This window comes from Bacillus sp. FJAT-49736, assembly GCF_018343615.1.
Taxonomy (GTDB): domain Bacteria; phylum Bacillota; class Bacilli; order Bacillales; family Bacillaceae_C; genus Margalitia.
The window spans coordinates 1871745-1895875 of sequence record NZ_JAGYPI010000001.1 but is presented as its reverse complement, the minus strand read 5'-3'; the positions used below and the strand labels follow the sequence as shown (position 1 = coordinate 1895875).

Below are 24131 nucleotides of genomic sequence, written 5' to 3'. Positions count from 1 at the left end.
TAATAATTCAGAACTAAACATATTAGGAGGATGATCATGACGACAGGTACATATTCATTAACATGGGATTTAGATGTCTTCTTTCGAGGTGGGAGTGATTCTAAAGATTTTCAAACGTTCTTAACGAAGATAAAGGAAACTTTAGATTCATTTGAACAACAGGTGGATGAATGGAATCCGAATTTAGTATTAAGTGACCTTCCTGCCTTTACATCCTTGCTTACTAGTTTACAAAACAACACGCAAATGCTAGGGCAAGCAGGTGCTTTCGTAAGCTGTCTTCAAGCTCAAAATACCACGGATGTGAAAGCGAATGAGCTTAGAGGTACTGTGACTAGTTTAAGAGCACAATTAAATACCATTCTAACGAACTTTGATGATAAATTGACGAATATAAAGGATACAGATTGGGAGGAGCTTGTAAACGATAGTGCAATAAATGAACTGGAGTTTGTTTTAAGAGAGCGACGTCAAAAAGCAAAAGAAAAGCTTCCAAAAGAGCAAGAAGCGTTATTAAATGCTTTAAGTGTTGATGGTTACCACGCCTGGGGTGAAATGTATGATTCCTTGGTGAGTAAAGTTTCAATTCCTTTTGAAGAAAATGGGGAAATCAAAGAACTTTCAGTCGGACAGGCACAGAACAAATTCTCAAATCCAAACCGAGAAGTCAGAAAAGATGTTTTCCGTAATTGGGAAGCAGCCTGGAATGATAAAGCGGATTTATTTGCCGCAACATTAAATCACTTATCCGGATTTCGTTTATCGGTATATAAACAACGCGGATGGGGTGAAGTTCTCAAGGAGTCACTAAGCTATAATCGCATGAAAAAAGAAACGCTTGATACAATGTGGCAGGTTATAAGCGATTATAAACAGCCATTTGTTGAATACTTACAACGGAAAGCAAAGCTTATAGGGGTAGAAAAGCTAAGCTGGTATGATTTGGATGCGCCGGTTGGAAATGTAAACAGCCACCTTTCCTATGACGAGGGTGCTGACTTCATTATTCAACATTTCGGTGAATTTGGCGAAAAGCTTGCTGATTTTACAAAAACAGCCTTTGAAGATCGTTGGATCGAAGCGGAGGATCGTGCTGGAAAGGGCCCTGGCGGTTTTTGTACAGGTTTCCCGTTAAGTAGTCAATCAAGAATTTTTATGACTTATTCAGGAACTCCTTCCAATGTTTCTACACTCGCACATGAATTAGGGCATGCTTTCCATTCATTTGCACTTCGTGACGTACATCCATTAAAGAGAGGATATGCAATGAATGTTGCAGAAACAGCTTCTACCTTTGCAGAAATGATTGTAGCGGATGCATCGTTAAAAAGCGCTACATCAGACGAAGAAAGACTAACATTGCTAGAGGATAAGATTCAAAGATCTGTAGCGCTATTAATGAATATTCATGCAAGATTCATATTTGAAACAAGATTTTATGAAGAGCGTAGAAATGGTCTCGTAAACAAGGAACGCTTGAATGAGCTTATGCTCGAAGCTCAAAAAGAGGCTTACGGAAATGGGCTTGGTGAGTACCATCCATTATTCTGGTCATCCAAATTACATTTCTTTATTACTGGGGTACCTTTTTATAACTTCCCTTATACCTTTGGATATTTATTCTCTTTAGGAATTTACGCCCAAGCATTAAAGGAAGGTAAAGGCTATGAAGAAAAATACATGGCGCTCTTGCGTGATACCGGATCGATGAATGTGGAAGAATTAGCTTTAAAACATTTAAACGTCGATTTAACTCAGAGAGATTTCTGGGAAGCGGGAGTTAAGCTTTGTGTAAAGGATGTAGAAGAGTTTTTGGAAATGACGAATAAATAATAAAAAAATCCGGCATATGCCGGATTTTTTATACTTTTTTCAGTTTAAACGATGAAACCATCAAGATAGATAAAATGATAATAATGAATAAATATGAATGCAAAGGCAGATATGGGATTCCTAAATAGCTAAGTGTTAACAGACACCCTGCCGCCGTTATCGGCATACCTGTAAAATAACCGTTACTTTCCGTAATGTTAAAACGCGCTAATCGATACGCGCCGCATCCGATGTACAGTACAGTAAAAAATAATCCTGGAAATCCAAACAAATTTAATATTCCTTGGTATAATAATAAAGCTGGAGCTACTCCAAATGATATAATATCACTCATAGAGTCGAGCTGTTTCCCAAGTTCAGATTCGATATTCAGCTTTCTTGCAAGCAAACCATCGAATCGATCCGCTAGAGCAGCAATGAAAATAAACAGCAAGCTTAAGCTTAGCTGACCTTTTAGGGTAATTAAAATGGAAAATCCCCCTAAGCTTAAATTAGTTAATGTCATTAAATTTGCTGTTTGAGCTCTAAGCTTTTTTATCGTTTGATCAAATACGCCAGACCAAAACAAACTAAATCACCCCCTGTAAGAAGGATTAACTTCACTTTTATTTCTGTATTATATTATTATATGCCTAAATCGATCTAAAGTTAAGAGGTATTTTTTTTTGAAATTGGAGGTTTTACATTGAAGACATTGTTTTACAGGTTTCTGATTGAATTAACCAACCACAAATTCACATCCCATTTATTGAAAAAGTTTGCTCAGTCCAAATGGAGTAGGGCATTAATTCCATCATATGCAAAAGTATACCGAATTAATCAAGCTGAAATGCTGAACGATATTCATTCTTATGAAAACCTGCATGAATTCTTTACGAGGAGATTGAAAAAGGGTGCCCGCATTATTGACAAGGAAAGTAATACTATTATTAGTCCTGTTGATGGAGTATTAGAAGATTATGGTGTTGTGGAGCCAGAAAAAATAATTACGGTTAAAGGTAAGCAGTATTCCATAAAAGAAATGATTGGTGAGGAGGAAAGAATTGCAAAATATATTGGGGGAATTTTTCTTATTTTATATTTAAGTCCAAGCCATTATCACCGTATACATAGCCCAATTGATGGAGAAGTAATAACTCAATATACATTAGGAAGAAAATCGTACCCAGTAAATCGTTACGGTTTAAAATATGGAAAATCTCCATTATCAAAAAATTACCGGGTAATAACGGAAATGAAAACAAAGTACAGCAATTTATTAATGGTAAAAGTAGGTGCAATGTTTATTAATTCTATAGAATGCACTGCTTCCCATCAGGATTGGAAAAAAGGAGAAGAAGTTGCTTATTTTTCCTTCGGCTCAACGGTTATTCTTTTATTCGAAAAGGACTCATTTGAAATCAGAGATCATATACAGGTTCCATTTGATATTAGAGTCGGTGAGCCATTAGGGGAAATAAAATGCTAACCAGTTAATTTAAAGAAGAAAAGAAATATCCCTGCTATAAAAGCAGGGATCTACATATTAAGAAGATATTTTAATTTTATGCGTTAAGGAACGACGGTGAATTTCTAACTCTATGAGGCGTATAAAATCCTGGCTTAAATGTAATTCTTTTGCTTTAAAGTAGGATTCAATCAATAATTCATTTGATAATTTTCTCATAAGCCATCACCTCCAAAAGAACGTTCTAATTGTAAATTTTCATTAGTAAGATATGGGTTATCCTGCTGTATACTAACTCTATCAAACAATAAGCTTTAGAACAAGTGTTCCAGTTATCCACATATATCGGTGGATAACCTGTGGTTAACTTGTTTATAATTGGAAGAAAAGTATGCGAGACAATATGTATAATGTGTATAAAATTATCCACAAGTGTTGGTAAAAGTGGAAATTTGTCGAATTTTATTTGGAAAAATTATCACATTTTTTAATATGCTATTATTTTGTATTGGAAATCAAATGAAAAATTTTCCTACCATATCTTGAAACAGTTCGCTTTTCTCTTTGAATATAAAAGGATAATTGATATGATTAAACGGTAAAAATAGATAGGAGTGTACATGATTGCTATTAAATAATTTCTTGCCAAATGAACATGTAAAGGATGTTTTTCAAATAGATCCGCAAAGTTTAAAAGAACGCGGTATAAAAGCTATTATAACGGATCTGGATAATACCCTAGTTGAATGGGATCGCCCAAATGCTACACCAAAATTGATCGAATGGTTTTCCAATATGAAAAACCATAATATTTTAGTCACTATCGTGTCTAATAATAATGAAAATAGAGTAAAAGCATTTGCGGATCCTCTTGGGATACCGTTTATTTTCCAAGCAAGGAAACCACTTGCAAAAGCCTTTAAAAAAGCTGTCAGTATGATGGGAGTAAAAAAGGAGGAAACGGTTGTAATCGGTGATCAATTGCTAACAGATGTACTTGGCGGGAACAGAAGCGGTTTTTATACTATATTAGTTGTTCCAGTAGCACAATCTGATGGATTTATGACTCGCTTTAATCGAATGATCGAACGAAGAATAATGGCTTGGTTTAAACGAAGAGGATTACTACAATGGGAGGATAAAATGTAATATGTCAGAGATAACTTGCATTGGCTGTGGCGTAACAATTCAAACGGACGATCCTATGAAATTAGGATATGCGCCTCCATCATCATTGGAAAAGGAAACAATTATTTGCCAGCGTTGTTTTCGCTTAAAACATTATAATGAGGTACAGGATGTCTCCTTAACAGATGATGATTTTATTAAAATTTTAAACGGATTATCAAATGTTGATGGTCTAATCGTAAAAATTGTTGATATTTTTGATTTTAATGGAAGCTGGCTGCCTGGCTTGCATCGATTTGTAGGAAATAATCCAATATTATTGATTGGGAATAAAGAGGATTTGCTTCCAAAGTCTGTGAAAAGGCCAAAGCTAATTCAATGGATGAAGCACCAAGCAAAACAGTTAGGACTGCAGCCAATTGATGTTTTACTAATTAGTGCGACAAAAGGAAATTCTATTGATGAAGCAATAGAAGCAATTGAGCACTATAGGAATGGCAAGGATGTATATGTTGTCGGCTGTACCAATGTGGGGAAATCCACATTTATCAATCGAATTATTAAAAATGTAGCTGGCGAAGAAGATGTGATTACCACCTCCCATTTTCCGGGAACAACACTTGATATGATCGATATTCCTTTGGAAGACGGTTGTTCTTTAGTTGATACTCCAGGGATTATTAATCATCATCAAATGGCTCATTATGTTAATAAAAACGATTTGAAAATAATCACTCCAAAAAAAGAAATAAAACCTACTGTATTCCAGCTTAATGAGGAACAGACTTTATTTTTCGGGGGATTAGCCCGTCTTGACTATATTAAAGGCGGAAGACGTTCCCTTATTTGTCATGTTTCAAATGAGTTAAAAATACATCGTACGAAGCTAGAAAACGCACAAAGCCTATACGAGAAACATGTTGGCGAACTTCTTCAGCCACCTCGAAAAAGCGATTTGGAAGAATTTCCGCAACTTGTACGGCATGAAATATCCATAAAAGAAGGAAAAACGGATATTGTATTTTCCGGTCTGGGATGGGTTACTATTAATGAACCCGGAGCCGTGGTTGCGGCGTACGTTCCAAAAGGAGTAAGTGTTTTAACAAGGTCATCCTTGATTTAGATTCTATCAAGTAAACAGGGGGAATTATTTTGAAAAGGTTATTCGGAGTAATTGGAGATCCCATTTCCCATTCAATGTCCCCGATGATGCATAATAATGCTTTTGAAAATTTACAAATAGATGGATATTACCATCCATTTCAAATTAATCCAATAGATTTGCCTATTGCTATAAAAGGAATGAAGGCGATAGGTATATCTGGCTTTAATGTTACCATCCCGCACAAGACATCGATACTTTCCTTATTGGACCGGATTGATCCACTTGCTAAAGCAATTGGAGCAGTTAATACAGTTGTTCGGGAAGGAAATGAATTAGTTGGTTATAATTCAGACGGTTTTGGCTTTATTCAAGCATTAAAGGAACGATGGAAAAAGAATGTTGCAAATGAAAAAACATTGATTATTGGTGCTGGAGGAGCGGCAAAAGCAATCTATTATTCCCTCGCGGTAGAGGGAGTAAAATATATTGATATTTGTAACCGAACAAAGGAAAGAGCCCAAGCTCTAGTAGATAACTGTCCATTTCCATGCGAGACCAATATTCTAAATCTTGCAGATGCTAGTGAATACTTAAATGAATATACTTTACTTATTCAAACGACATCGATTGGGATGAGTCCAAATATACATGAAATTCCATTTTCACTAGATAAGCTTTCTCCAAAAGCACATGTTGTAGATATTATTTATAATCCTTTAGAAACTGCATTTTTAATGGAAGCGAAGAAAATAGGAGCAACAACACAAAATGGAATTGGTATGTTTGTTCATCAAGGTGCCATTGCATTTGAGAAATGGACGGGAATAAAGCCTGACATTGTTCAAATGGAAACCATTGTTCTTAAACAATTAGGAGGTTAAATAAAATATGTTAACTGGTAAACAAAAAAGATTTTTACGTTCGCAAGCTCATCATTTAAGTCCGATTTTCCAGGTTGGAAAAGGTGGGGTGAACGAAAATATGATTAAACAAATAAGTGATGCATTAGAAGCGCGAGAGTTATTTAAAATAAGTGTTCTTCAGAACTGTGAAGTGGATAAAGAAACAGTGGCGGAGCAATTAGCAAAAGGTGCAAAAGCAGAACTTGTTCAAATAATTGGGAATACTATCGTCTTATATAAAGAATCAAGGGAAAATAAACAAATTCAGCTTCCATAGAAGGTGAAAAGAAAAGATGAAGAAGCGTATAGGTATATTAGGAGGGACATTTAATCCTCCCCATCTCGGTCACTTAATTATTGCGAATGAAGTGCTTCAGGCATTGCAACTAGACGAGGTTCGATTTATGCCCAATCAGGAGCCGCCACATAAGAAGAAGGATATGTGGATTTCCAATGAAGATCGGGTTAAGCTCCTGCAGCTATCTATAGCTGGCCATCCATGCTTTACTGTTGAAACGATTGAGTTAGAAAGGCAAGGGCGTTCCTATACATATGATACCATTGTATTGCTTCGTGAGAGGGAACCGGATGTTGAATTTTATTTTATCATTGGTGCGGATATGATTGAGTATTTGCCTAAGTGGTATAGGATTGAAGAATTATTATCGATGGTGAAGTTTGTCGGTGTGAACCGACCTCATCATTCACAGGAAACGGAGTATCCTATCGTAAAGGTGAGTGTACCAGATATTAATATTTCTTCAACATTGATCCGAACAAGACTTTCTGAAAATAAATCAGTAAAATATTTAGTATTGGATCATGTTTGCCATTTTATTAAGGAGCGGGGTTTATATGGATCGAAATAAAGCGTTGCAAATAGTAAAGGAACAATTAACGGAAAAGCGTTATGTTCATACAGTAGGTGTAATGGAAACAGCTATAGAACTAGCTCGTATGTATGGTGCAGATGAAAAAAAAGCAGAGATCTCTGCTATTTTCCATGACTATGCAAAATTTCGACCACTGGATGAGATGAAAAGGATTATTAGAGATCAACATTTTGATCCGCGCCTTTTAAAATTTAACCCCGAATTATGGCATGCTCCAGTAGGTGCATATTTAGTGGAAAAAGAAGTAGGAATTACAGATTCGGAAATTTTAAGCGGAATACGGTATCATACATCCGGAAGAATCGGTATGTCGTTATTAGACAAAATAATTTATCTCGCAGATTATATTGAACCTGGTCGAACATTTCCTGGTGTGGAGGAAGCGAGACAGCTAGCTCAAGAAGGCTTGGATAAGGCCATAATTTATTCTGTTCGTAATACGATTCAACATTTACTAAATCGAAATCAAACTGTTTTTCCTGATACAGTTGACTTTTATAACGATCTATTAATGAAAGGTGAGGAAATTCAATAATGAAAAATCACGAATTATTATCTGTAACGGCTAAAGCAGCGGATGATAAAAGAGCAGAAGACATTGTAGTGTTAGATATGAACGGCATTTCCCTCATTGCCGATTACTTTTTAATTTGCCATGGTAATTCTGATAAACAGGTGCAGGCAATCGCAAGGGAAATTAAGGAAAAGGCTGAAGAATTGGGACAAGATGTGAAGAAAATGGAAGGTTTTGATGAAGGAAAATGGGTGCTAATTGATTTAGGCGATGTTGTTGCCCATGTATTTCATCGCGATGAAAGAAGCTATTATAATCTGGAAAGACTGTGGGGAGATGCTCCAACGGTTAATGTACTAAGCGAGTGATTTAAACAATGGCATATGAAGAATTCGCTTATGTGTATGATTATTTAATGAAGGATGTTCCATATGATGAATGGCTGACTTTTCTAAATGAAAAAATCAAACATTATTCTGCTCCAGGGAATCAAGTATTAGAAATTGCATGTGGAACCGGGGAATTATCCATAAGACTAGCAGCTGCAGGATTTAAGGTGACTGGAGTTGATTTATCGGAGGATATGCTTACCGTAGCAAGTAAAAAGTCATTTGAAAGAAACAGTAACATAGCTTTCTATCAACAAGATATGAGTAAGCTAGAGGAGCTTGGCAAGTTTGATATTGTTACTATTTTTTGCGATTCCTTAAATTACTTGAAAACTCCGGAAGAAGTTAAGGAAACATTTCAAAGGGTATATTCTCATCTAAAGGATGGAGGACTTTTTCTTTTTGATGTTCATTCCATCTTTAAAATGGTACATATTTTCGCGAATCAAACTTTTGCGGATAATGATGATGTTATTTCTTATATATGGAATTGCTTTGAGGGGCACGAGCCATTTTCAATTGAACATGATCTTTCTTTTTTTCTTTTTGATGAGACATCTGAAAGATATGATCGTTTTGATGAAATGCATGTTCAGAGAACCTTTCCAGAAAAAGATTATTGCGAGTGGTTGGTAAATGCAGGCTTTCAAATTCTGGAGATAAATGCTGATTTCCTTCATGAAAAACCAAAAGAATCATCTGAAAGAATATTTTTTACGTGTAAAAAATAGTGGAGCAGCGATAATCGCCTCCACTATTTTTTTATATTTTATTTGCAGGGATTTTATAACTTATGCAGAAGTAATATATAGCTAGGCATTAAACTGTTTAGTTACCACTTCTACATCCTCTTTAAATTTTTCATGCGTAGCTAAGAAAATATTTTCAAAAACTGCTCCAAGCTCATTTTCCAAGACCTTAATACCTTCTCCTGTAATACCGCCTTTTACACAAACTTTTTCTTGCAAAGTTGGTAATGTATAATATCCCTTTTTTAATAACTCACCTAAGCCTACGAGCATTTCTCCGGCCAAAATTGTTGCTGTGGAAGCATCTATACTAGTTGTTTTAACGGCAGCATCGATAAATGCCTGTGTCAAATAACTAAAAAAGGCAGGACCGCAGCTAACTATGTCAGATGCAACTCGGGTTATATTTTGATCAATCTCTAAAGGAATCGAAATATTAGATAATAATTCTTTAATAGATCTTCTCCAATTTTCATCACAGGAAACGGAAAAGGTCAGTAAGGATACGCCTGCCGAGGCTCTATTAGTTATGCTAGGGATAGCTCTTACACATGAGCATGAAACAATTGATGAAAGCTGTTCGACAGAAACGGGACTTGTGATGGAAACTAGACATTTTTCTTTGGTAAATAAATCTTTATATTTCGTTAATAATGGATAAAAATCTAATGGCTTAACACACAGAAAAATCAGATCACATTGCTGTATTAATTCAGGGATTTCTTCGCATATATGAATTAGAGGATATTTGAGCTTCAAATTTTCCGCTTTATGGATTGTTCTATTTGTAATATAAAGATTGGAAGGAGAAATTGCCTTACTATCTACGAAGGATTCCACCAAAATAGTCCCCATGTTTCCCGTTCCAATGATGCCTATTTTCAATTTATTCTCTCCTCCTTACGAAAGGCTCTTTTCTTAAATTTTGTAGCTTCTTTTTAAAAGATCTAATAAACTTCCTCATTCGGATAATATGGTTAATCTTTTAAGGGAAAAATTCTCCAAAACTTTAAAAAAGGATTTAAGTCAAATTACGAAAAGCAGCAAGAAATATGAAAACAGCCTTCCGAGAAATTATGGTTGATATCTATCCTATTCGATAATATTCATTCATAAAACTCTATGTCACTTTCAATATGATTATTCATAAGAAAGATTTATGGTACATGGAAAGGTGGTTGCAATGAAAGAATTTATGTTGAAGAATAAAAAGATTGTTTATGGATCTGTTGTGGCAGTGATAATAATCATTATTTATTTTTATAATCAAAAACCAAATGAAGATATAACTGAAAATCTTCAACAAACTCCATTGCATGCAGAAAAAAAGGAAGATATTACTCAAAGTGATAAACAGAATACAAAAATGCTTGTAGATGTTAAAGGAGCGGTTGCCAAGCCAGGTGTGTATGAGGCAAAAGAAGATAATCGTGTAATTGATATCATCCAGAAAGCGGGTGGTTTTAAAAAGCAAGCAGATCAAAAAAAAGTAAATTTAGCTGAAAAAGTGCATGATGAAATGGTCATATACGTTCCGGTAGAAGGGGAATCAGCAGAATCGGATATAAATCTGCCATCAGGACTACAGATGCAAGAAAATGTAAAAGTAAATATAAATACTGCAACATTGGATGAACTGCAAACGTTAACAGGGATAGGACCATCAAAAGCTGCAGCTATTATGGAATATCGGGAACAGAATGGTGGTTTTCAAAAGGTGGAGGATATAAAGAATGTTTCGGGAATAGGGGATAAAACCTTTGAAAAATTAAAGGATTCTATAATGGTCCGATAATGTTAAACTAGAAGAGACAAGCTTATGATCATGGAAAGGGAGAAATAAATATGGAGAGAATATCTTGGAACCAATATTTTATGGCACAAAGTTTTCTGCTTTCTTTACGCAGTACCTGTACCCGGCTAACTGTTGGGGCTACCATTGTTCGAGATAAAAGAATTATCGCAGGTGGCTATAATGGCTCCATAGCGGGTGGAGACCATTGTATTGATGAAGGATGCTATGTGATTGATCATCATTGTGTTAGAACGATTCATGCAGAAATGAATGCAATTCTTCAATGTGCAAAATTTGGAGTTCCTACCAACGAATCAGAAATTTATGTTACTCATTTCCCATGCTTACAATGCTGTAAGGCAATCATTCAAGCGGGTATTAAAGCAGTTTTCTATGCACAGGATTACAAAAATCATCCATATGCTATAGAGCTATTTAAAAAAGCAGGTGTTCATATAGAACAAGTGCCTTTTCACCAAAATTCCCTGGATCTTGGTGCGAAGGAAAAAGCGGATTTTGTCCATTCACTACTAGAATTATTAAGGGAAAATGGAGTGAAGGAAGAGTCATTAACCTCTTTACAAAATCAAGCAGAGAAACTTTTTCAGGTAACATAATGTGGGGGCATCTTGCTTCCACTATTTATTTTAATATTATACATTAACATAAACAGAATTCTTAAAGCTATTACCAATAACAACAACAAAATAAAACAAAAAAGCCTTATCTGAAAGGAGATGCTATGCAGGGGTATTGGTTATACTTAGCAGTTGCCGCGTTAAGTGCATCCTCAGTTGGATTACGGGTTCACCTCGGATTGACAATTATCTTTCACCTTTTTAGCCTTCGTGTTATCCTCACAAAAAAAAGAAAATTAATTTCATGGACGTTATTAACATATTTGGCTTTTTTATTTTTAAGTATGTGGAATTACCATTCACATCTTAAAACTGGTTTCCATGTAGATCAGAAAAAATTTCATTTTACTTTTCAAAACAAACCAATGGTGGATGGAAATAAATTAAGTGGAATCGTCCGTGCAGACAGTATGGAGGATTTAGCGCTCACTTATAAAATTATGAGTAAAGACGAGAAAACAACCCTGGAGAAATTAAAGTCTGGAATTACTTGTACAGCTTCTGGGGAATTAACGAAGCCAGAGCCAAATAGAAATGAACATTTATTTAATTATGAGCAATATTTATTTTGGCAAAATATACATTGGCAGCTTAAAATAGATCATTTCGAAAATTGTATAGATGATGGAAAGGGAATATTGGTTAAATTAAAACGCATGAGAGAGGCAGCTCTCGAAAAAATTGAACAGCAATATCCTGATGCAATAATACCTTATGCAAAGGCACTTCTTTTTGGAGACCGCTTTGACTTTGAGGATAAAGACTATTCTCTTTATCAACGATTAGGTATTGTTCATTTATTGGCAATTTCGGGGCTGCATATATCATTAATTTATATGGGATTTTTTTATATATTAATTCGCACTGGAGTTACAAGAGAAACCGGATATAAGTTCATTATTTTTTTTCTGCCGATTTATGCTATTTTATGTGGTGCAAATCCTCCTGTTATCCGTGCAAGCATTATGTTGATTATCATTCTCCTATCCTCTCATTCCAAACTTTCTTTAACTTCTATTGACGGATTGTCCATAAGCTTCTTATTGTTTATGATGATCAATCCATTTATTCTGTTTCATATTGGTTTTCAATTATCCTTTATCGTCAGTCTGTCCATTCTTTTATCATCACAGACTATACTATCCAGGTACAAAAATGGTGTGAAGCAGCTGTTATTAATATCGTTCATTTCACAAATATCCTCACTTCCTATAATTGTTTACCACTTTTATCAAATTTCCATCGTTAGTATTCTTAGCAATCTATTTTTCGTCCCTTTATATAGCTTTGTGCTGTTACCATTATTAATTTTTACATTTCTAATATCTTTTCTTTTTCCTTGGTTGTTTGAAATGGTAAATAAATGCTTGCTTATGATCATTTATTTTTCGGAAAAAGTAGCACAGCTTTTTGACTTTAAATGGGGGGTTTTAATTGTGGGAAGACCGGGTATATGGGTATTAATCTTTATTATAGTGGCAGCAATATATTTTTTTATTTGCTTTGAAAAAGGCAGGAACATGTACCTGTCTGCTATACTCCTTATGGTTATTGTATGTTTTAATTTGATCTACCGATTTTTTAGCCCTTATGGAGAAATTAATTTTATTGATATTGGCCAAGGGGATAGCATTCTCATTCAGCTCCCTTATCATCAAGGCACATATCTTATTGATACAGGAGGATCTTTAGTGTTTGATGAAGCAGAATGGGCACAAAGAAAACATCCTTTTTCAATAGGAAATGATATACTAATTCCTTTTTTAAAAGCCAAGGGGATATGGAAAATTGACAAACTGATTTTGACTCATAGCGATGCAGATCATATAGGCGCAGCAAAGGAGCTGGCAGGGCAAATAAAAGTAGATCATATTTATATATCCCCTAATTCCTGGAGAAAACCACTTATGTACGAAATCATAAAATCCTTTCAGAACGAAAATACTCCTATTTCAGAAGTAAAAGATGGCTTTGGCTGGGAAACAAATGGCGGAAGCTTTCGAATAATTTCTCCTTTCGATGATCATTATGAAGGGAATAATGATTCATTGGTTCTATATGGTAATATCGGGGGAAGAAGCTGGCTGTTTACGGGTGATTTAGAAAAGGAAGGGGAAGAAGAATTAATAAAGTCTTATTCCTTTCATGTCGACGTATTAAAGATCGGACACCATGGTAGTAAGACCTCCACCTCTCCATTATTTCTTGATCATGTACAACCCGCCATTGCCGTAATATCCGTTGGCAAAAATAATCGTTATGGACATCCAAATAATGAAGTGCTCGAACGATTAAATGAGAAAAATATAATAATTTACCGAACAGATTCCCAAGGAGAAGTAATGTATAAATTTAAAGGAAATAAAGGAACTTTTCACACAGTACTACCATAAAATATTGTACATTTAAATTAAAAAGGAGTTTGCCCCAAAAGCAAACTCCTTCGCAAACTCATCTTAATTATCCAACGAGTTTGATGACAGTTGCGATAATGAACATAATAGCAAAGAAAGCAAACGATACACCAAAACCGATACCGGAATCAATTGCATCATTTCCTTTGTACTGTACATTTTTCTCGAATTCGTTCACAACTACCCCTCCTCTATTTCCACTTTAGTATAGACGATTTAGTATGAAAAAGCTATAGTAACCGTCCAATTTCCTTCACTGACAAGAGTTAACACATATAGTTTTCACTTTAGAGGTGAAAATATAATTAACGGGTTTTCCGTTAATGAAAAAGAATCCTAGGCCTTTTTCATTAGCGTTTAATATAAATCATGGGGATTAACTCTCCTTCTCGAGTTAATCTCCACTTGTCAAACTCATCAACCTTTTTTACCATAGTAATAAGATGAATGTGGAAAGAAGGCTTTTTGATGATTGACATTTGGAAAAAAATTGAACGTAAGCAATTTTCGCCGATATATCTATTATATGGAACGGAAAGCTTTTTAATCAATGAGACAAAGCAAAAATTATTGAAAAATATGTTAACAGATGAAGAATTAGATTTTAATTTTGCTTCCTATGATTTAGAAGAGGTTTCCGTAGATATTGCGATTGAGGATGCAGAAACACTCCCATTTATGGGGGAGAGAAGATTAATTTTTTTACATAACCCATTTTTTCTAACATCTGAAAAGGTTAAATCAAAGGTGGAACATGATATACAAAAAGTAGAGGCTTACATTAATGAACCAGTACCGTACAGTACAATTGTCTTTGTAGCACCTTATGAAAAATTGGATGAAAGAAAAAAAATTACAAAACAGTTAAAGCGAACGGCAGAAGTTCTTGAGGCAAAAAAATTAAGTGAGCCAGAGATTAAAGGCTGGATACGTCATCGAGCAGAGGCAAATAAGGTTGAAATAGATGATGATGCAGTTGAATTATTAATGACACTTTCGGGAACAAACCTAATGATGCTTGCAACGGAGGTAGATAAATTATCGCTCTATTCGGAGCAATGTATTGACAAACATACAGTCGAAATTTTAGCTTCGAAATCATTGGAACAAAATATCTTTTCGTTAGTAGATAAAGTAATTAATCGAAAAATTGAGGAAGCATTGCGCATTTATTATGATTTATTAAAGCAAAATGAAGAGCCAATTAAAATTCTTGCAGTTTTAGCCAATCAATTTCGATTATTATATCAAACAAAGGAATTGACGCGACGAGGATATGGACAGCAGCAAGTCGCTCAGTTTCTTAAAATCCATCCGTTTCGAATAAAATTAGCTGCAGGACAAGCTAAAATGTTTACTGAAGAAGAGTTAAATAAAATCATGATGTGGATTGCAGAATCTGATTACCAAATGAAATCAAGCGGCTTGTCAAAAGAGATGATAATTGAAATGCTACTATTTAGGATTCATGATAGCTTGTAATGTGCCCAATCTTTTTAAGTAATTTCCTAAAATGAAAGAAAAAACGATCCATCACTGGATCGTTTTTATTATGCATTCGCAACATTTAATTTTTTCATTAAGCGAGCTTTTTGTCTGTTTGCAGCGTTTTTATGAATAAGACCGTTAGAAGCAGCTTTATCAAGTTGCTTAACAGCAGTAGCTAATAATGTTTTAGCGTTTTCATCTTTATTTACAACTGCAGCTTCGAATTTCTTCACAGCCGTACGCATAGTTGACTTTTGAGCTGAGTTTTGTGCGTTGCGCTCTTCGCTAGTTTTTACGCGTTTGATAGCAGATTTGATATTTGGCATTTATTTCACCTCCTACGAGTAATAAAAAATCACTACTCGACTTTCACAATAAGAACAAGTGATATTTTATCAAACGAGTATTGATAATGCAATACTTATAAGGAAAAATAGGAGGAATCCATTTATAGCTAACGGTGGCAATATCCCCTTTTTACTATTTATCAATGGTGATTTTTAACGTAGATGAATGATTTATTATTAGAAGGGCAATCATGTAAATTATGTATACAATTCCTAATCTAGAAGGGCTGTTTTCGCATATATAGATACGTATCGTATATTGCACATGGTACAAATATAGATTTGGTTTCGGACATCTTTTCTTAATGATGATTATTGATTCTTAACCAAAATAAGGATAGTTATAGCTTTTTCTCACCAACAATATCCGAGTTTAAGAAAAGAGCCTCTAGTAATGAAATATTAAAGGAGGAATAGAATTGAAAAAAGAAAATGAGCTTGATTTAAGTATTTATTCCGTTAGGACGGATCTTGCCCTCGAAGCACGTGAAATGGTAGTAGAGGACAAAAAAAATAAAAATCGAGAAACAGAAATAACGGAAATTGAAGGTGTCATTGTAAAAGATCGCTATGAAGATGACATAAAAATTTCAACGGTTGAAATTACCAAACAAGGAGAAAAGGAGATTGGAAAAAAGGCAGGCTATTATTTGACCATTGAAGTTCAAGGTATTCGCCAACATGACACGGAATTACAGCAAAAGGTGGGAAAGGTTTTTGCTAAAGAATTTAGCCAGTTCTTGAAGGAGCTGGGTATCTCAAAAGATGCTAGTTGTCTAATTGTAGGACTAGGAAACTGGAATGTTACTCCGGACGCTTTAGGGCCAATGGTTTGTGAAAATGTTATCGTAACAAGGCATTTGTTTCAGCTTCAGCCAGAGCATGTGGAAGAGGGCTTTCGATCTGTTAGTGCATTGGCACCGGGTGTAATGGGATTAACCGGAATAGAAACAAGCGATATAATTTTCGGAGTAGCGGAAAAAGCAAAACCGGACTTTATCATTGCAATTGATGCTCTAGCATCTCGCTCTATTGAAAGAGTTAATTCTACTATTCAAATATCAGATACAGGAATTCATCCGGGATCTGGCGTGGGTAATAAGCGGAAAGAATTAAGCAAAGAAACGCTTGGGGTACCCGTAATTGCTATTGGGGTACCTACCGTAGTGGATGCAGTTTCCATTACAAGTGATACTATTGACTATCTATTAAAGCATTTTGGAAAAGAGATGAGAGAAGGAAACCGTCCTTCCAGTTCCCTTGCCCCATCAGGGATGACATTCGGAGAAAGACGTGTTTTAACAGATGAAGATTTGCCTGGTGAGGAGCACAGGAAAATGTTCATGGGGATGATAGGTAATTTAGAGGAGGATGAAAAACGTCGTCTCATTCACGAAGTGCTTGCACCACTTGGACATAACCTGATGGTGACACCAAAGGAAGTAGATTTATTTATAGAGGACATGTCTAATTTAATTGCAAGCGGCTTGAATGCGGCACTGCATGAATCAGTAGATCAATCCGATAGCGGCTTTAAAACAAGGTAAAACTCTCTACCAAAATGTGTTCTACTTTCTCTAGTAATTTCATACAATGTACTAGATTAGCAAAAGAGGGTGGAACAATTGAAGTCATTTAAAAATCAAAGCTTTCTTATTTCCTTGCAATTAACAAGTATTCTTAAAGCCATCGGAGTTATCGTTCTTACCCTGATTTTAATTTTTTCTTTAACTGGAATTTTAACTGCATTAAAGCCTGGGTACCGAATGGATTCTAACCTGATTGGTGATGCCAGTTCGCAAATTTCGGGTAAACTTTTATTTCATCTTATGGCATCAGAAAGTCAAATGCTGAATTCTGGTGTGGAAAAAAGCAAAGGGAATCCAACATTAGGAGACATTCTTTTTAATCTCGTTACCAATGTCAGCTTTAAAGACCCACGAAGTTTTATCGGACGAGAACTTCCGGGATTTTATATGTTTGATAGTAAAATACTGATTGCCGGTGAAGGAACAGATTATACGAACCTACCAATAGAATCTGTTCCTCCAGACGATATTTTTCAATCCAATAAGGATCCAGATTTAAAAAATACAGAAAATATCGGGGAAAACCATAAGGAAGACAAAAACGAAAAGCAAAATTCTAATTTAACAACAGGTAAAAAGAAGGTTGTATTTTTATATTTTACACATACAAGAGAATCTTTCTTGCCATATTTAAAAGGGGTTAAAGATCCGAACGCTGCCAGCCATTCGAAAATTAATGTAACCATGGTTGGAGAAAAGCTAAAAGAGGAATTAGAGGACCGCGGCATTGGAACATCCATTGACAAAACCGATGTCCAAAGCAGGTTATTAAAGAAAGGTTGGAAATATGGACAATCTTATTTAGAATCCAGAACGTTGGTAAAAGAGGCGATAGCGCAAGATCGAAACTTAAATTACTTTATCGATATCCATCGTGATTCTGAGCGAAAAAAGAAAACTACCGTTATGATAAATGGTCAATCATATGCAAAAATTTCGTTTGTTATCGGCGGAGAAAATCCTAATCACGAAAAGAATTCCAGTCTTGCCAAGGAATTACATTCTCGCATCGAAAAGAAATATAAAGGATTAAGCAAAGGTGTCATTGAAAAGGCTGGCGCATCCACAAATGGCAAGTTCAATCAAGATTTGTCATCCCACTCTTTTTTAATTGAAGTTGGAGGTGTGGATAATACGTTTGAAGAAATGTATCGTACTGTTACGGCCCTTGCAGATGTTTTCAGTGAATATTATTGGCAGGCAGAAAAGGTTGATGGAAAACAAACTCAGCCCCCTTCGTCAAATTAAGGATGTATGACCAGGGGGGAAAGTTAATCCTGTATTTTGTTTAAAAAAGGATGATAAATATGACTAGGTTTTTAATTAAATGCTCTTTGATTCTTGCCCTATTATTTATAGGCGTCCTTATTGGCATGGAAAAAGCTAATGAAGGAATGGTTAAAATGAAGGGATATAAAGACTCATCCTTACAAGCTCCATTTAACATAAATGAAGACATCGATGGAAAAAAGGAAGCATCGGTACTTGGAAAAAATGTCACTTCGCATAATTTGGACAAAAAGAAAGAGCATTTGGAAAATATTAAAACCTATAACCTATTCTCTAGTTTAGGGAAGGCTATCACATCCTTTATCACCTCTTTAACAGAAAATATAATTAATCTTTTTTCTTCTTTTTTATGACAAAAGCATCCTCACTCAAGGGATGCTTTTTTGTCGTTTATGAAATTAGAAAAAAATTACTGCTGAAAATTTTTGATAAGAAAAATACCAACGACAAACTTCAGGTTATATTGACACATAAAATTTCACCATCAGCTATCGAATTTTTCTAATTGCGGTTAGAGCATCATGTGAGAGCATAATTTTAACAGCTGTGAACTACTGAGCATCGTTTCCTAAGTCTTGTGTTGGAGAGTTCAGATTCCCTACGCTAGAGCTGTAGCGCCTACACAATTGTTCTTTCTTATTGAATCTTAAATTTGCTGCTGATATAATCAAAAATAGTGTATACGTGTCGATTAACAGGAGTGAACATTATGAATCGTGAAGAAAAACTACAACGACAAGCAAAAATTAGAAACTTTTCTATTATTGCACATATCGACCATGGCAAGTCGACATTAGCAGATCGAATATTAGAAAAGACAAATGCCTTAACTTCTCGCGAAATGAAGAATCAGTTACTGGACTCAATGGACCTGGAACGTGAGCGTGGGATTACAATAAAATTGAATGCAGTTCAATTAAAGTACAAAGCAAAAGATGGAGAAAATTATATAATGCACTTAATTGATACTCCTGGACATGTCGATTTTACTTATGAGGTATCGAGGAGTTTGGCAGCATGTGAAGGTGCTATCTTGGTAGTAGATGCTGCACAAGGTATTGAAGCTCAAACATTGGCAAATGTTTATTTAGCACTTGACAATAATCTTGAAATCTTGCCGGTTATTAACAAAATCGACTTACCTGCAGCTGACCCGGAGCGAGTTAGACAGGAAGTAGAGGATGTCATCGGTTTGGATGCCCAAGAGGCCGTCCTTGCTTCTGCAAAGGCCGGGATTGGTATCGAAGAAATATTAGAACAAATTGTGGAAAAGGTACCAGCGCCGGAGGGTGACCCTGATGCACCATTAAAAGCGCTTATTTTTGACTCATTATATGATGCTTATCGAGGCGTTATTGCCTATATCCGAGTTGTTGAGGGCTCTGTAAAAGTAGGCGATAAAATAAAAATGATGGCTACCGGGAAAGAATTTGAAGTTACAGAAGTAGGGGTCCATACACCGAAGCAGACACTTTGTGATGAGCTTACTGTAGGGGATGTTGGATTTTTAACAGCATCAATAAAAAATGTAGGCGACACACGTGTGGGTGATACCATTACTAGTGCCAAGAATCCTGCGAGTGAGCCGCTACCGGGATACCGAAAACTAAATCCAATGGTATACTGTGGACTTTATCCGATCGACTCAGCAAAGTTTAATGATTTAAGGGATGCTTTGGAGAAGCTGGAATTGAATGACTCCTCCCTTCAGTTTGAACCGGAAACATCTCAGGCACTTGGCTTCGGGTTCCGTTGTGGATTTTTAGGTCTGTTGCACATGGAAATTATTCAGGAGCGAATTGAACGGGAATTTAAAATCGATTTAATTACTACTGCACCAAGTGTTATCTATACTGTCTTTTTAACGGATGGTACGGAAATAAATGTCGATAATCCATCCAACATGCCTGACCCACAAAAGATTGACAGAGTAGAAGAACCATATGTTAAAGCTTCTATAATGGTTCCAAATGATTATGTTGGTGCTGTAATGGAGCTTTCCCAAGCGAAGCGTGGCAATTTTATCGATATGCAATATTTAGATGATATTCGAGTTAATGTAGTATATGAAATTCCACTTTCCGAGATTGTCTATGATTTCTTCGACCAGTTAAAATCAAGTACAAAGGGCTATGCTTCCTTTGACTATGAATTAATTGGTTATAAGCCTTCTAAATTGGTGAAAATGGATATTCTGTTAAATGCGGAAAAAGTCGATGCTCTGAGCTTCATTGTCCATCGTGATTTCGCTTATGAACGAGGAAAGGTTATAGTAGACAAGCTGAAGGAAATCATTCCGCGCCAACAGTTTGAAGTACCTGTTCAAGCTGCTATTGGTCAAAAGATTGTTGCTAGATCAACTATTAAAGCAATGCGTAAAAACGTATTGGCAAAATGCTACGGTGGGGATATTTCACGTAAACGAAAACTTCTTGAAAAGCAAAAAGAAGGTAAAAAGCGCATGAAACAAGTAGGTTCTGTAGAAGTTCCTCAGGAAGCATTTATGGCAATACTTAAAATGGATGATTCAAGTCCGAAATCATAAAAAGAATGGGGGAGTGTGAGCTCCCTCTTTTCTATTCTTTCTAAATAAGGTCGTGATATTATGAAAGCCGCTTATATTCATATACCATTCTGCGAACATATATGTTATTACTGTGATTTCAATAAAGTCTTTTTAAAGGGGCAACCGGTAGACGAATATATTGACTCGCTTCTAAAGGAAATGAGTTTGCAATTAAATATGACCCCTGTAAAGGAATTAAAGACTATTTTTGTAGGCGGAGGTACACCAACTGTCCTAAATGAAACTCAATTGGATAAACTGTGTAATGGGATAAGAACAAACCTGCCGTTTAATGATGGAGAGTTTACCTTTGAAGCAAATCCAGGTGATTTATCCGATGAGAAGCTTAGAGTTTTAAAAGAATATGGTGTCAATCGATTAAGCTTCGGAGTCCAATCGTTTAATGATGAATTATTAAAAAAAATCGGTAGAACACACTCATCTGCTGATGTATTTGATACTTTAGCGAAAGCAGAAAAAAATGGATTCGAAAATATTAGTATTGATTTAATTTATGGACTACCTGGTCAAACCGAGGATGATTTTCGTTCCACTTTAACAACCGCTTTATCATTGGGTCTTCCTCACTATTCGAGCTATTCGTTAATTGTGGAACCGAAAACGGTTTTCTATAATTTAATGAAAAAAGGGAAGCTACATCTTCCTTCAGAGGAAGCCGATGCAAAAATGTATGAAATTTTAATGGCGGAAATGGAAAAACATAATCTTAATCAATATGAAATAAGTAATTTTGCTAAAGCTGGATATGAAAGCAAGCATAACTTTGTGTATTGGAATAATGAAGAGTACTTTGGATTTGGAGCAGGTGCCCACTCTTATGTTGAAAAGATAAGACGCTCGAATTATGGGCCTTTAAAGAAGTACATGACACCTTTACAGGATAATCAGTTGCCTATTTTTGAGCAGCATAAAGTCACTATGCAAGAGATGATGGAGGAAGAAATGTTTTTAGGCCTTCGGAAAAATGAAGGTGTAAGTATTTCGCATTTTCAGGAAAAATATAACGAAAATGTTATAAAAATATTTGGAAATGCTATTTCTGATATGGTTGAGAAAAATCTTTTGGAAGTTACAGCTGACCGAATTATGCTAACGGAAAAAGGTCGGTTTATAGGCAATGAAGTATTTCAGGCATTCCTTGTCTAATATATAACACTTTCGCAAAATGGTTGACATAAACCACCTGTTTTTGATAATTTATTATTAGAATTAGCACTCAGTCTTCAAGAGTGCTAACAGAGGTGATGGAAGTTGTTGTTAACAGATCGTCAGCTTCTTATTTTACAAGTAATAATTGATGATTTTATTCGGTCTGCACAGCCAGTTGGTTCAAGAACACTTTCTAAAAAAGAAGAGATTTCCCTAAGCTCTGCTACAATTCGCAATGAAATGGCAGACCTAGAAGAGTTAGGTTTTATTGAAAAGACCCATACTTCTTCTGGAAGAATTCCTTCTGAAAAAGGATATCGCTATTATGTTGATCATATCCTCTCACCACAAAAGCTCGATTCTAAGGATATCTCGCAAATACATTCTATATTTGCGCAAAAAATTTATGAATTAGAGAATATCGTTCAAAAATCAGCTAAAATCTTGTCCGAGCTGACCAATTACACTGCGATTTTACTTGGACCAGCTGTGAAGGAAACAAAATTAAAGCATCTTCAAATTGTTCCTTTGAATAGTGATACGGCAATTGCTATCATTATTACGGATACGGGTCACGTTGAAAACAGGATGTTTACGTTTCCATCAGGATTTAATGTTGGTGAGCTGGAGAGATTGGTTAATATTCTTAATGAGCGATTGGCAAATGTTCCGATTCACGACTTGAAAGATAAGATTTATAAGGAAGTTGCCGATATATTAAAGCAACATATTTATAATTTTGATTCAATTTTATATACCATTTCGGAGACCTTGAACATACCGGATCATGAGAAAATCTTCTTCGGCGGCAAATCTAATATGCTTAACCAGCCTGAATTTAATGATATTAAAAAGGTTCGTTCGCTAATGGATATGATTGAAAGCGAACAAGGTTTTTATGAGCTGTTCAAGCATGCGCCAAAAGGTATACATGTGAAGATAGGAAAGGAAAACAAGCTATCCGAGATGGAGAATTGCAGTTTGATTACTGCTTCCTACTCAGTTGGAAATGAGCCGGTTGGAACGATTGCTATTTTAGGCCCAACTAGAATGGAATATTCACGAGTAATTAGTCTATTAGACTTTTTGAGCAATGATATGTCCAGAGTGCTGACAAAATTGTATCAGGCCTAGCCTAGCTGGATATATTGGAATATAGCTGGAGATTAGCAAGAAATGCTGATTTCTAGTTATTTTCATTGTTCATAATCAAAAAGTATTTTTGGTTTATTTTGAGGGAGGTGAACACAATGGCAGATGAAAAAAAATTAGCAGATGAGATGGAACAAACAGAAAATGTACAAAACGATCAAACAGAAGCTATATTTGATGAGGAATCAGTGACTGAAACTTCTTCGGAAGATAATAAAGATAATGAGGAAGTAAAACAACTTCAAGATAAAATTCATGAGCTTGAAGCAAAGCTTGATGAATCAGAAAACCGTTATATCAGGTTACGCGCTGATTTCGATAATTTTCGGAGACGTGTGCAAATCGACCGTGAGTCAGGTGAAAAGTTCAGAGCGCAGGAGTTAATAACAAATTTATTGCCGGCCATTGATAATTTTGAACGTGCATTGCAAATTACACCGGAAAATGAGCAAACAACACAGCTTATGCAAGGAATGGAAATGGTGTATCGAAGCATTTTAGATGCGTTGAAAAAAGAGGGTGCCGAGCCGGTTGAAGCGGTTGGAAAAGAATTTGATCCCCAATATCATCAAGCAATAATGCAAGTAGAAGATGAAAACTATGGCTCTAATATCGTTGTGGAAGAATTCCAAAAAGGCTATGTTTTAAATGAGCGTGTAATTCGTCCATCTATGGTTAAAGTCAATCAGTAATCGATACATATAGAAAGATTAGGAGGAAAA

At 35.4% G+C, this 24131-nt stretch carries 26 protein-coding genes; 21 read left to right on the top strand and 5 right to left on the bottom strand.

Going from position 1 to position 24131, the window contains the following annotated elements:
- Positions 1 to 36: 36 nt before the first annotated feature.
- Entirely contained in the window at positions 37 to 1833 is a 1797-nt protein-coding gene (locus tag KHA87_RS09995) for a M3 family oligoendopeptidase (RefSeq protein ID WP_213093910.1), read from the top strand.
- 28 nt (positions 1834 to 1861) lie between these two features.
- On the opposite strand, the gene pssA is transcribed toward KHA87_RS09995, so the two are convergent.
- Positions 1862 to 2401 carry a CDP-diacylglycerol--serine O-phosphatidyltransferase gene (gene pssA, locus KHA87_RS09990; RefSeq protein WP_213093909.1) on the bottom strand — a complete coding sequence of 180 codons (540 nt, stop codon included), beginning with the start codon at positions 2399 to 2401 and terminating at the stop codon, positions 1862 to 1864.
- Positions 2402 to 2518: 117 nt separating this feature from the next.
- Between pssA and KHA87_RS09985 the strand changes: the two genes are divergently transcribed.
- Positions 2519 to 3301 carry a phosphatidylserine decarboxylase gene (locus KHA87_RS09985; RefSeq protein WP_213093908.1) on the top strand — a complete coding sequence of 261 codons (783 nt, stop codon included), beginning with the start codon at positions 2519 to 2521 and terminating at the stop codon, positions 3299 to 3301.
- Between the two features lie 57 nt (positions 3302 to 3358).
- On the opposite strand, the gene KHA87_RS09980 is transcribed toward KHA87_RS09985, so the two are convergent.
- Positions 3359 to 3499 (bottom strand): sporulation histidine kinase inhibitor Sda, encoded by a 141-nt coding sequence (locus KHA87_RS09980; protein WP_055739206.1) that lies wholly within the window; start codon positions 3497 to 3499, stop codon positions 3359 to 3361.
- Between the two features lie 405 nt (positions 3500 to 3904).
- Between KHA87_RS09980 and KHA87_RS09975 the strand changes: the two genes are divergently transcribed.
- Genes KHA87_RS09975 through KHA87_RS09940 form a run of 8 tightly spaced genes read left to right on the top strand, consistent with a single transcriptional unit; the run spans position 3905 to position 8942 of the window.
- Positions 3905 to 4429 carry a YqeG family HAD IIIA-type phosphatase gene (locus KHA87_RS09975; RefSeq protein WP_213093907.1) on the top strand — a complete coding sequence of 175 codons (525 nt, stop codon included), beginning with the start codon at positions 3905 to 3907 and terminating at the stop codon, positions 4427 to 4429.
- Position 4430: 1 nt separating this feature from the next.
- Positions 4431 to 5531 (top strand): ribosome biogenesis GTPase YqeH, encoded by a 1101-nt coding sequence (yqeH, locus tag KHA87_RS09970; protein ID WP_213093906.1) that lies wholly within the window; start codon positions 4431 to 4433, stop codon positions 5529 to 5531.
- 29 nt (positions 5532 to 5560) lie between these two features.
- Positions 5561 to 6394: a shikimate dehydrogenase gene (aroE, locus tag KHA87_RS09965; protein WP_213093905.1), complete on the top strand. Its 834-nt coding sequence runs from the start codon at positions 5561 to 5563 to the stop codon at positions 6392 to 6394.
- 7 nt (positions 6395 to 6401) lie between these two features.
- The gene (yhbY, locus tag KHA87_RS09960; protein WP_213093904.1) at positions 6402 to 6692 is read left to right on the top strand and encodes a ribosome assembly RNA-binding protein YhbY; all 291 of its coding nucleotides are present in this window, start codon (positions 6402 to 6404) and stop codon (positions 6690 to 6692) included.
- A 16-nt stretch (positions 6693 to 6708) separates the two neighbouring features.
- The gene (locus KHA87_RS09955; protein WP_213093903.1) at positions 6709 to 7284 is read left to right on the top strand and encodes a nicotinate-nucleotide adenylyltransferase; all 576 of its coding nucleotides are present in this window, start codon (positions 6709 to 6711) and stop codon (positions 7282 to 7284) included.
- The gene (gene yqeK, locus KHA87_RS09950) at positions 7271 to 7843 is read left to right on the top strand and encodes a bis(5'-nucleosyl)-tetraphosphatase (symmetrical) YqeK (RefSeq protein ID WP_213093902.1); all 573 of its coding nucleotides are present in this window, start codon (positions 7271 to 7273) and stop codon (positions 7841 to 7843) included. The genes KHA87_RS09955 and yqeK overlap by 14 nt, the downstream gene beginning before the upstream one ends.
- Positions 7843 to 8190 carry a ribosome silencing factor gene (gene rsfS / locus KHA87_RS09945; RefSeq protein ID WP_213093901.1) on the top strand — a complete coding sequence of 116 codons (348 nt, stop codon included), beginning with the start codon at positions 7843 to 7845 and terminating at the stop codon, positions 8188 to 8190. Before yqeK ends, rsfS begins: the two co-directional genes overlap by 1 nt.
- 8 nt (positions 8191 to 8198) lie before the next feature.
- Complete coding sequence (locus tag KHA87_RS09940) at positions 8199 to 8942, top strand: class I SAM-dependent DNA methyltransferase (RefSeq protein WP_213093900.1); 744 nt, start codon at positions 8199 to 8201, stop codon at positions 8940 to 8942.
- Positions 8943 to 9023: 81 nt separating this feature from the next.
- Here the strand turns inward: KHA87_RS09940 and comER are convergent, their stop codons facing one another.
- Positions 9024 to 9845, bottom strand: coding sequence for a late competence protein ComER (comER, locus tag KHA87_RS09935; protein ID WP_213093899.1), 822 nt, complete (start codon positions 9843 to 9845; stop codon positions 9024 to 9026).
- A gap of 298 nt (positions 9846 to 10143) precedes the next feature.
- Between comER and KHA87_RS09930 the strand changes: the two genes are divergently transcribed.
- From KHA87_RS09930 to KHA87_RS09920, 3 genes are all read left to right on the top strand, one after another.
- Positions 10144 to 10755: a helix-hairpin-helix domain-containing protein gene (locus KHA87_RS09930; RefSeq protein ID WP_213093898.1), complete on the top strand. Its 612-nt coding sequence runs from the start codon at positions 10144 to 10146 to the stop codon at positions 10753 to 10755.
- 50 nt (positions 10756 to 10805) lie between these two features.
- Entirely contained in the window at positions 10806 to 11372 is a 567-nt protein-coding gene (locus KHA87_RS09925; RefSeq protein WP_213093897.1) for a ComE operon protein 2, read from the top strand.
- 125 nt (positions 11373 to 11497) lie between these two features.
- Complete coding sequence (locus KHA87_RS09920; RefSeq protein WP_213093896.1) at positions 11498 to 13786, top strand: DNA internalization-related competence protein ComEC/Rec2; 2289 nt, start codon at positions 11498 to 11500, stop codon at positions 13784 to 13786.
- Between the two features lie 67 nt (positions 13787 to 13853).
- On the opposite strand, the gene KHA87_RS09915 is transcribed toward KHA87_RS09920, so the two are convergent.
- Positions 13854 to 13985, bottom strand: a complete 132-nt coding sequence (locus KHA87_RS09915; RefSeq protein ID WP_213093895.1) for a YqzM family protein — start codon at positions 13983 to 13985, stop codon at positions 13854 to 13856.
- Between the two features lie 287 nt (positions 13986 to 14272).
- On the opposite strand from KHA87_RS09915, the gene holA reads away from it, so the two are divergent.
- Positions 14273 to 15289 carry a DNA polymerase III subunit delta gene (gene holA, locus KHA87_RS09910; RefSeq protein WP_213093894.1) on the top strand — a complete coding sequence of 339 codons (1017 nt, stop codon included), beginning with the start codon at positions 14273 to 14275 and terminating at the stop codon, positions 15287 to 15289.
- A 68-nt stretch (positions 15290 to 15357) separates the two neighbouring features.
- On the opposite strand, the gene rpsT is transcribed toward holA, so the two are convergent.
- Positions 15358 to 15621, bottom strand: a complete 264-nt coding sequence (gene rpsT, locus KHA87_RS09905) for a 30S ribosomal protein S20 (protein ID WP_213093893.1) — start codon at positions 15619 to 15621, stop codon at positions 15358 to 15360.
- Positions 15622 to 16061: 440 nt separating this feature from the next.
- Between rpsT and gpr the strand changes: the two genes are divergently transcribed.
- The 7 genes from gpr to grpE all read left to right on the top strand — a co-directional run bounded on the left by gpr (position 16062) and on the right by grpE (position 24101).
- Entirely contained in the window at positions 16062 to 17189 is a 1128-nt protein-coding gene (gpr, locus tag KHA87_RS09900) for a GPR endopeptidase (RefSeq protein WP_213093892.1), read from the top strand.
- Positions 17190 to 17267: 78 nt separating this feature from the next.
- Positions 17268 to 18479 carry a stage II sporulation protein P gene (gene spoIIP, locus KHA87_RS09895; protein WP_213093891.1) on the top strand — a complete coding sequence of 404 codons (1212 nt, stop codon included), beginning with the start codon at positions 17268 to 17270 and terminating at the stop codon, positions 18477 to 18479.
- Positions 18480 to 18538: 59 nt separating this feature from the next.
- Complete coding sequence (locus KHA87_RS09890; protein WP_213093890.1) at positions 18539 to 18874, top strand: YqxA family protein; 336 nt, start codon at positions 18539 to 18541, stop codon at positions 18872 to 18874.
- Positions 18875 to 19230: 356 nt separating this feature from the next.
- Positions 19231 to 21066, top strand: a complete 1836-nt coding sequence (gene lepA / locus KHA87_RS09885; protein WP_249310252.1) for a translation elongation factor 4 — start codon at positions 19231 to 19233, stop codon at positions 21064 to 21066.
- A 60-nt stretch (positions 21067 to 21126) separates the two neighbouring features.
- On the top strand, positions 21127 to 22254 hold the full coding sequence (hemW, locus tag KHA87_RS09880) for a radical SAM family heme chaperone HemW (protein WP_213093889.1): 1128 nt from the start codon (positions 21127 to 21129) through the stop codon (positions 22252 to 22254).
- A 108-nt stretch (positions 22255 to 22362) separates the two neighbouring features.
- Positions 22363 to 23391, top strand: a complete 1029-nt coding sequence (gene hrcA / locus KHA87_RS09875; protein ID WP_213094308.1) for a heat-inducible transcriptional repressor HrcA — start codon at positions 22363 to 22365, stop codon at positions 23389 to 23391.
- A gap of 116 nt (positions 23392 to 23507) precedes the next feature.
- A complete protein-coding gene (gene grpE / locus KHA87_RS09870; RefSeq protein WP_213093888.1) occupies positions 23508 to 24101 on the top strand; it encodes a nucleotide exchange factor GrpE in 594 nt (197 codons plus the stop codon).
- Positions 24102 to 24131 lie beyond the last annotated feature (30 nt).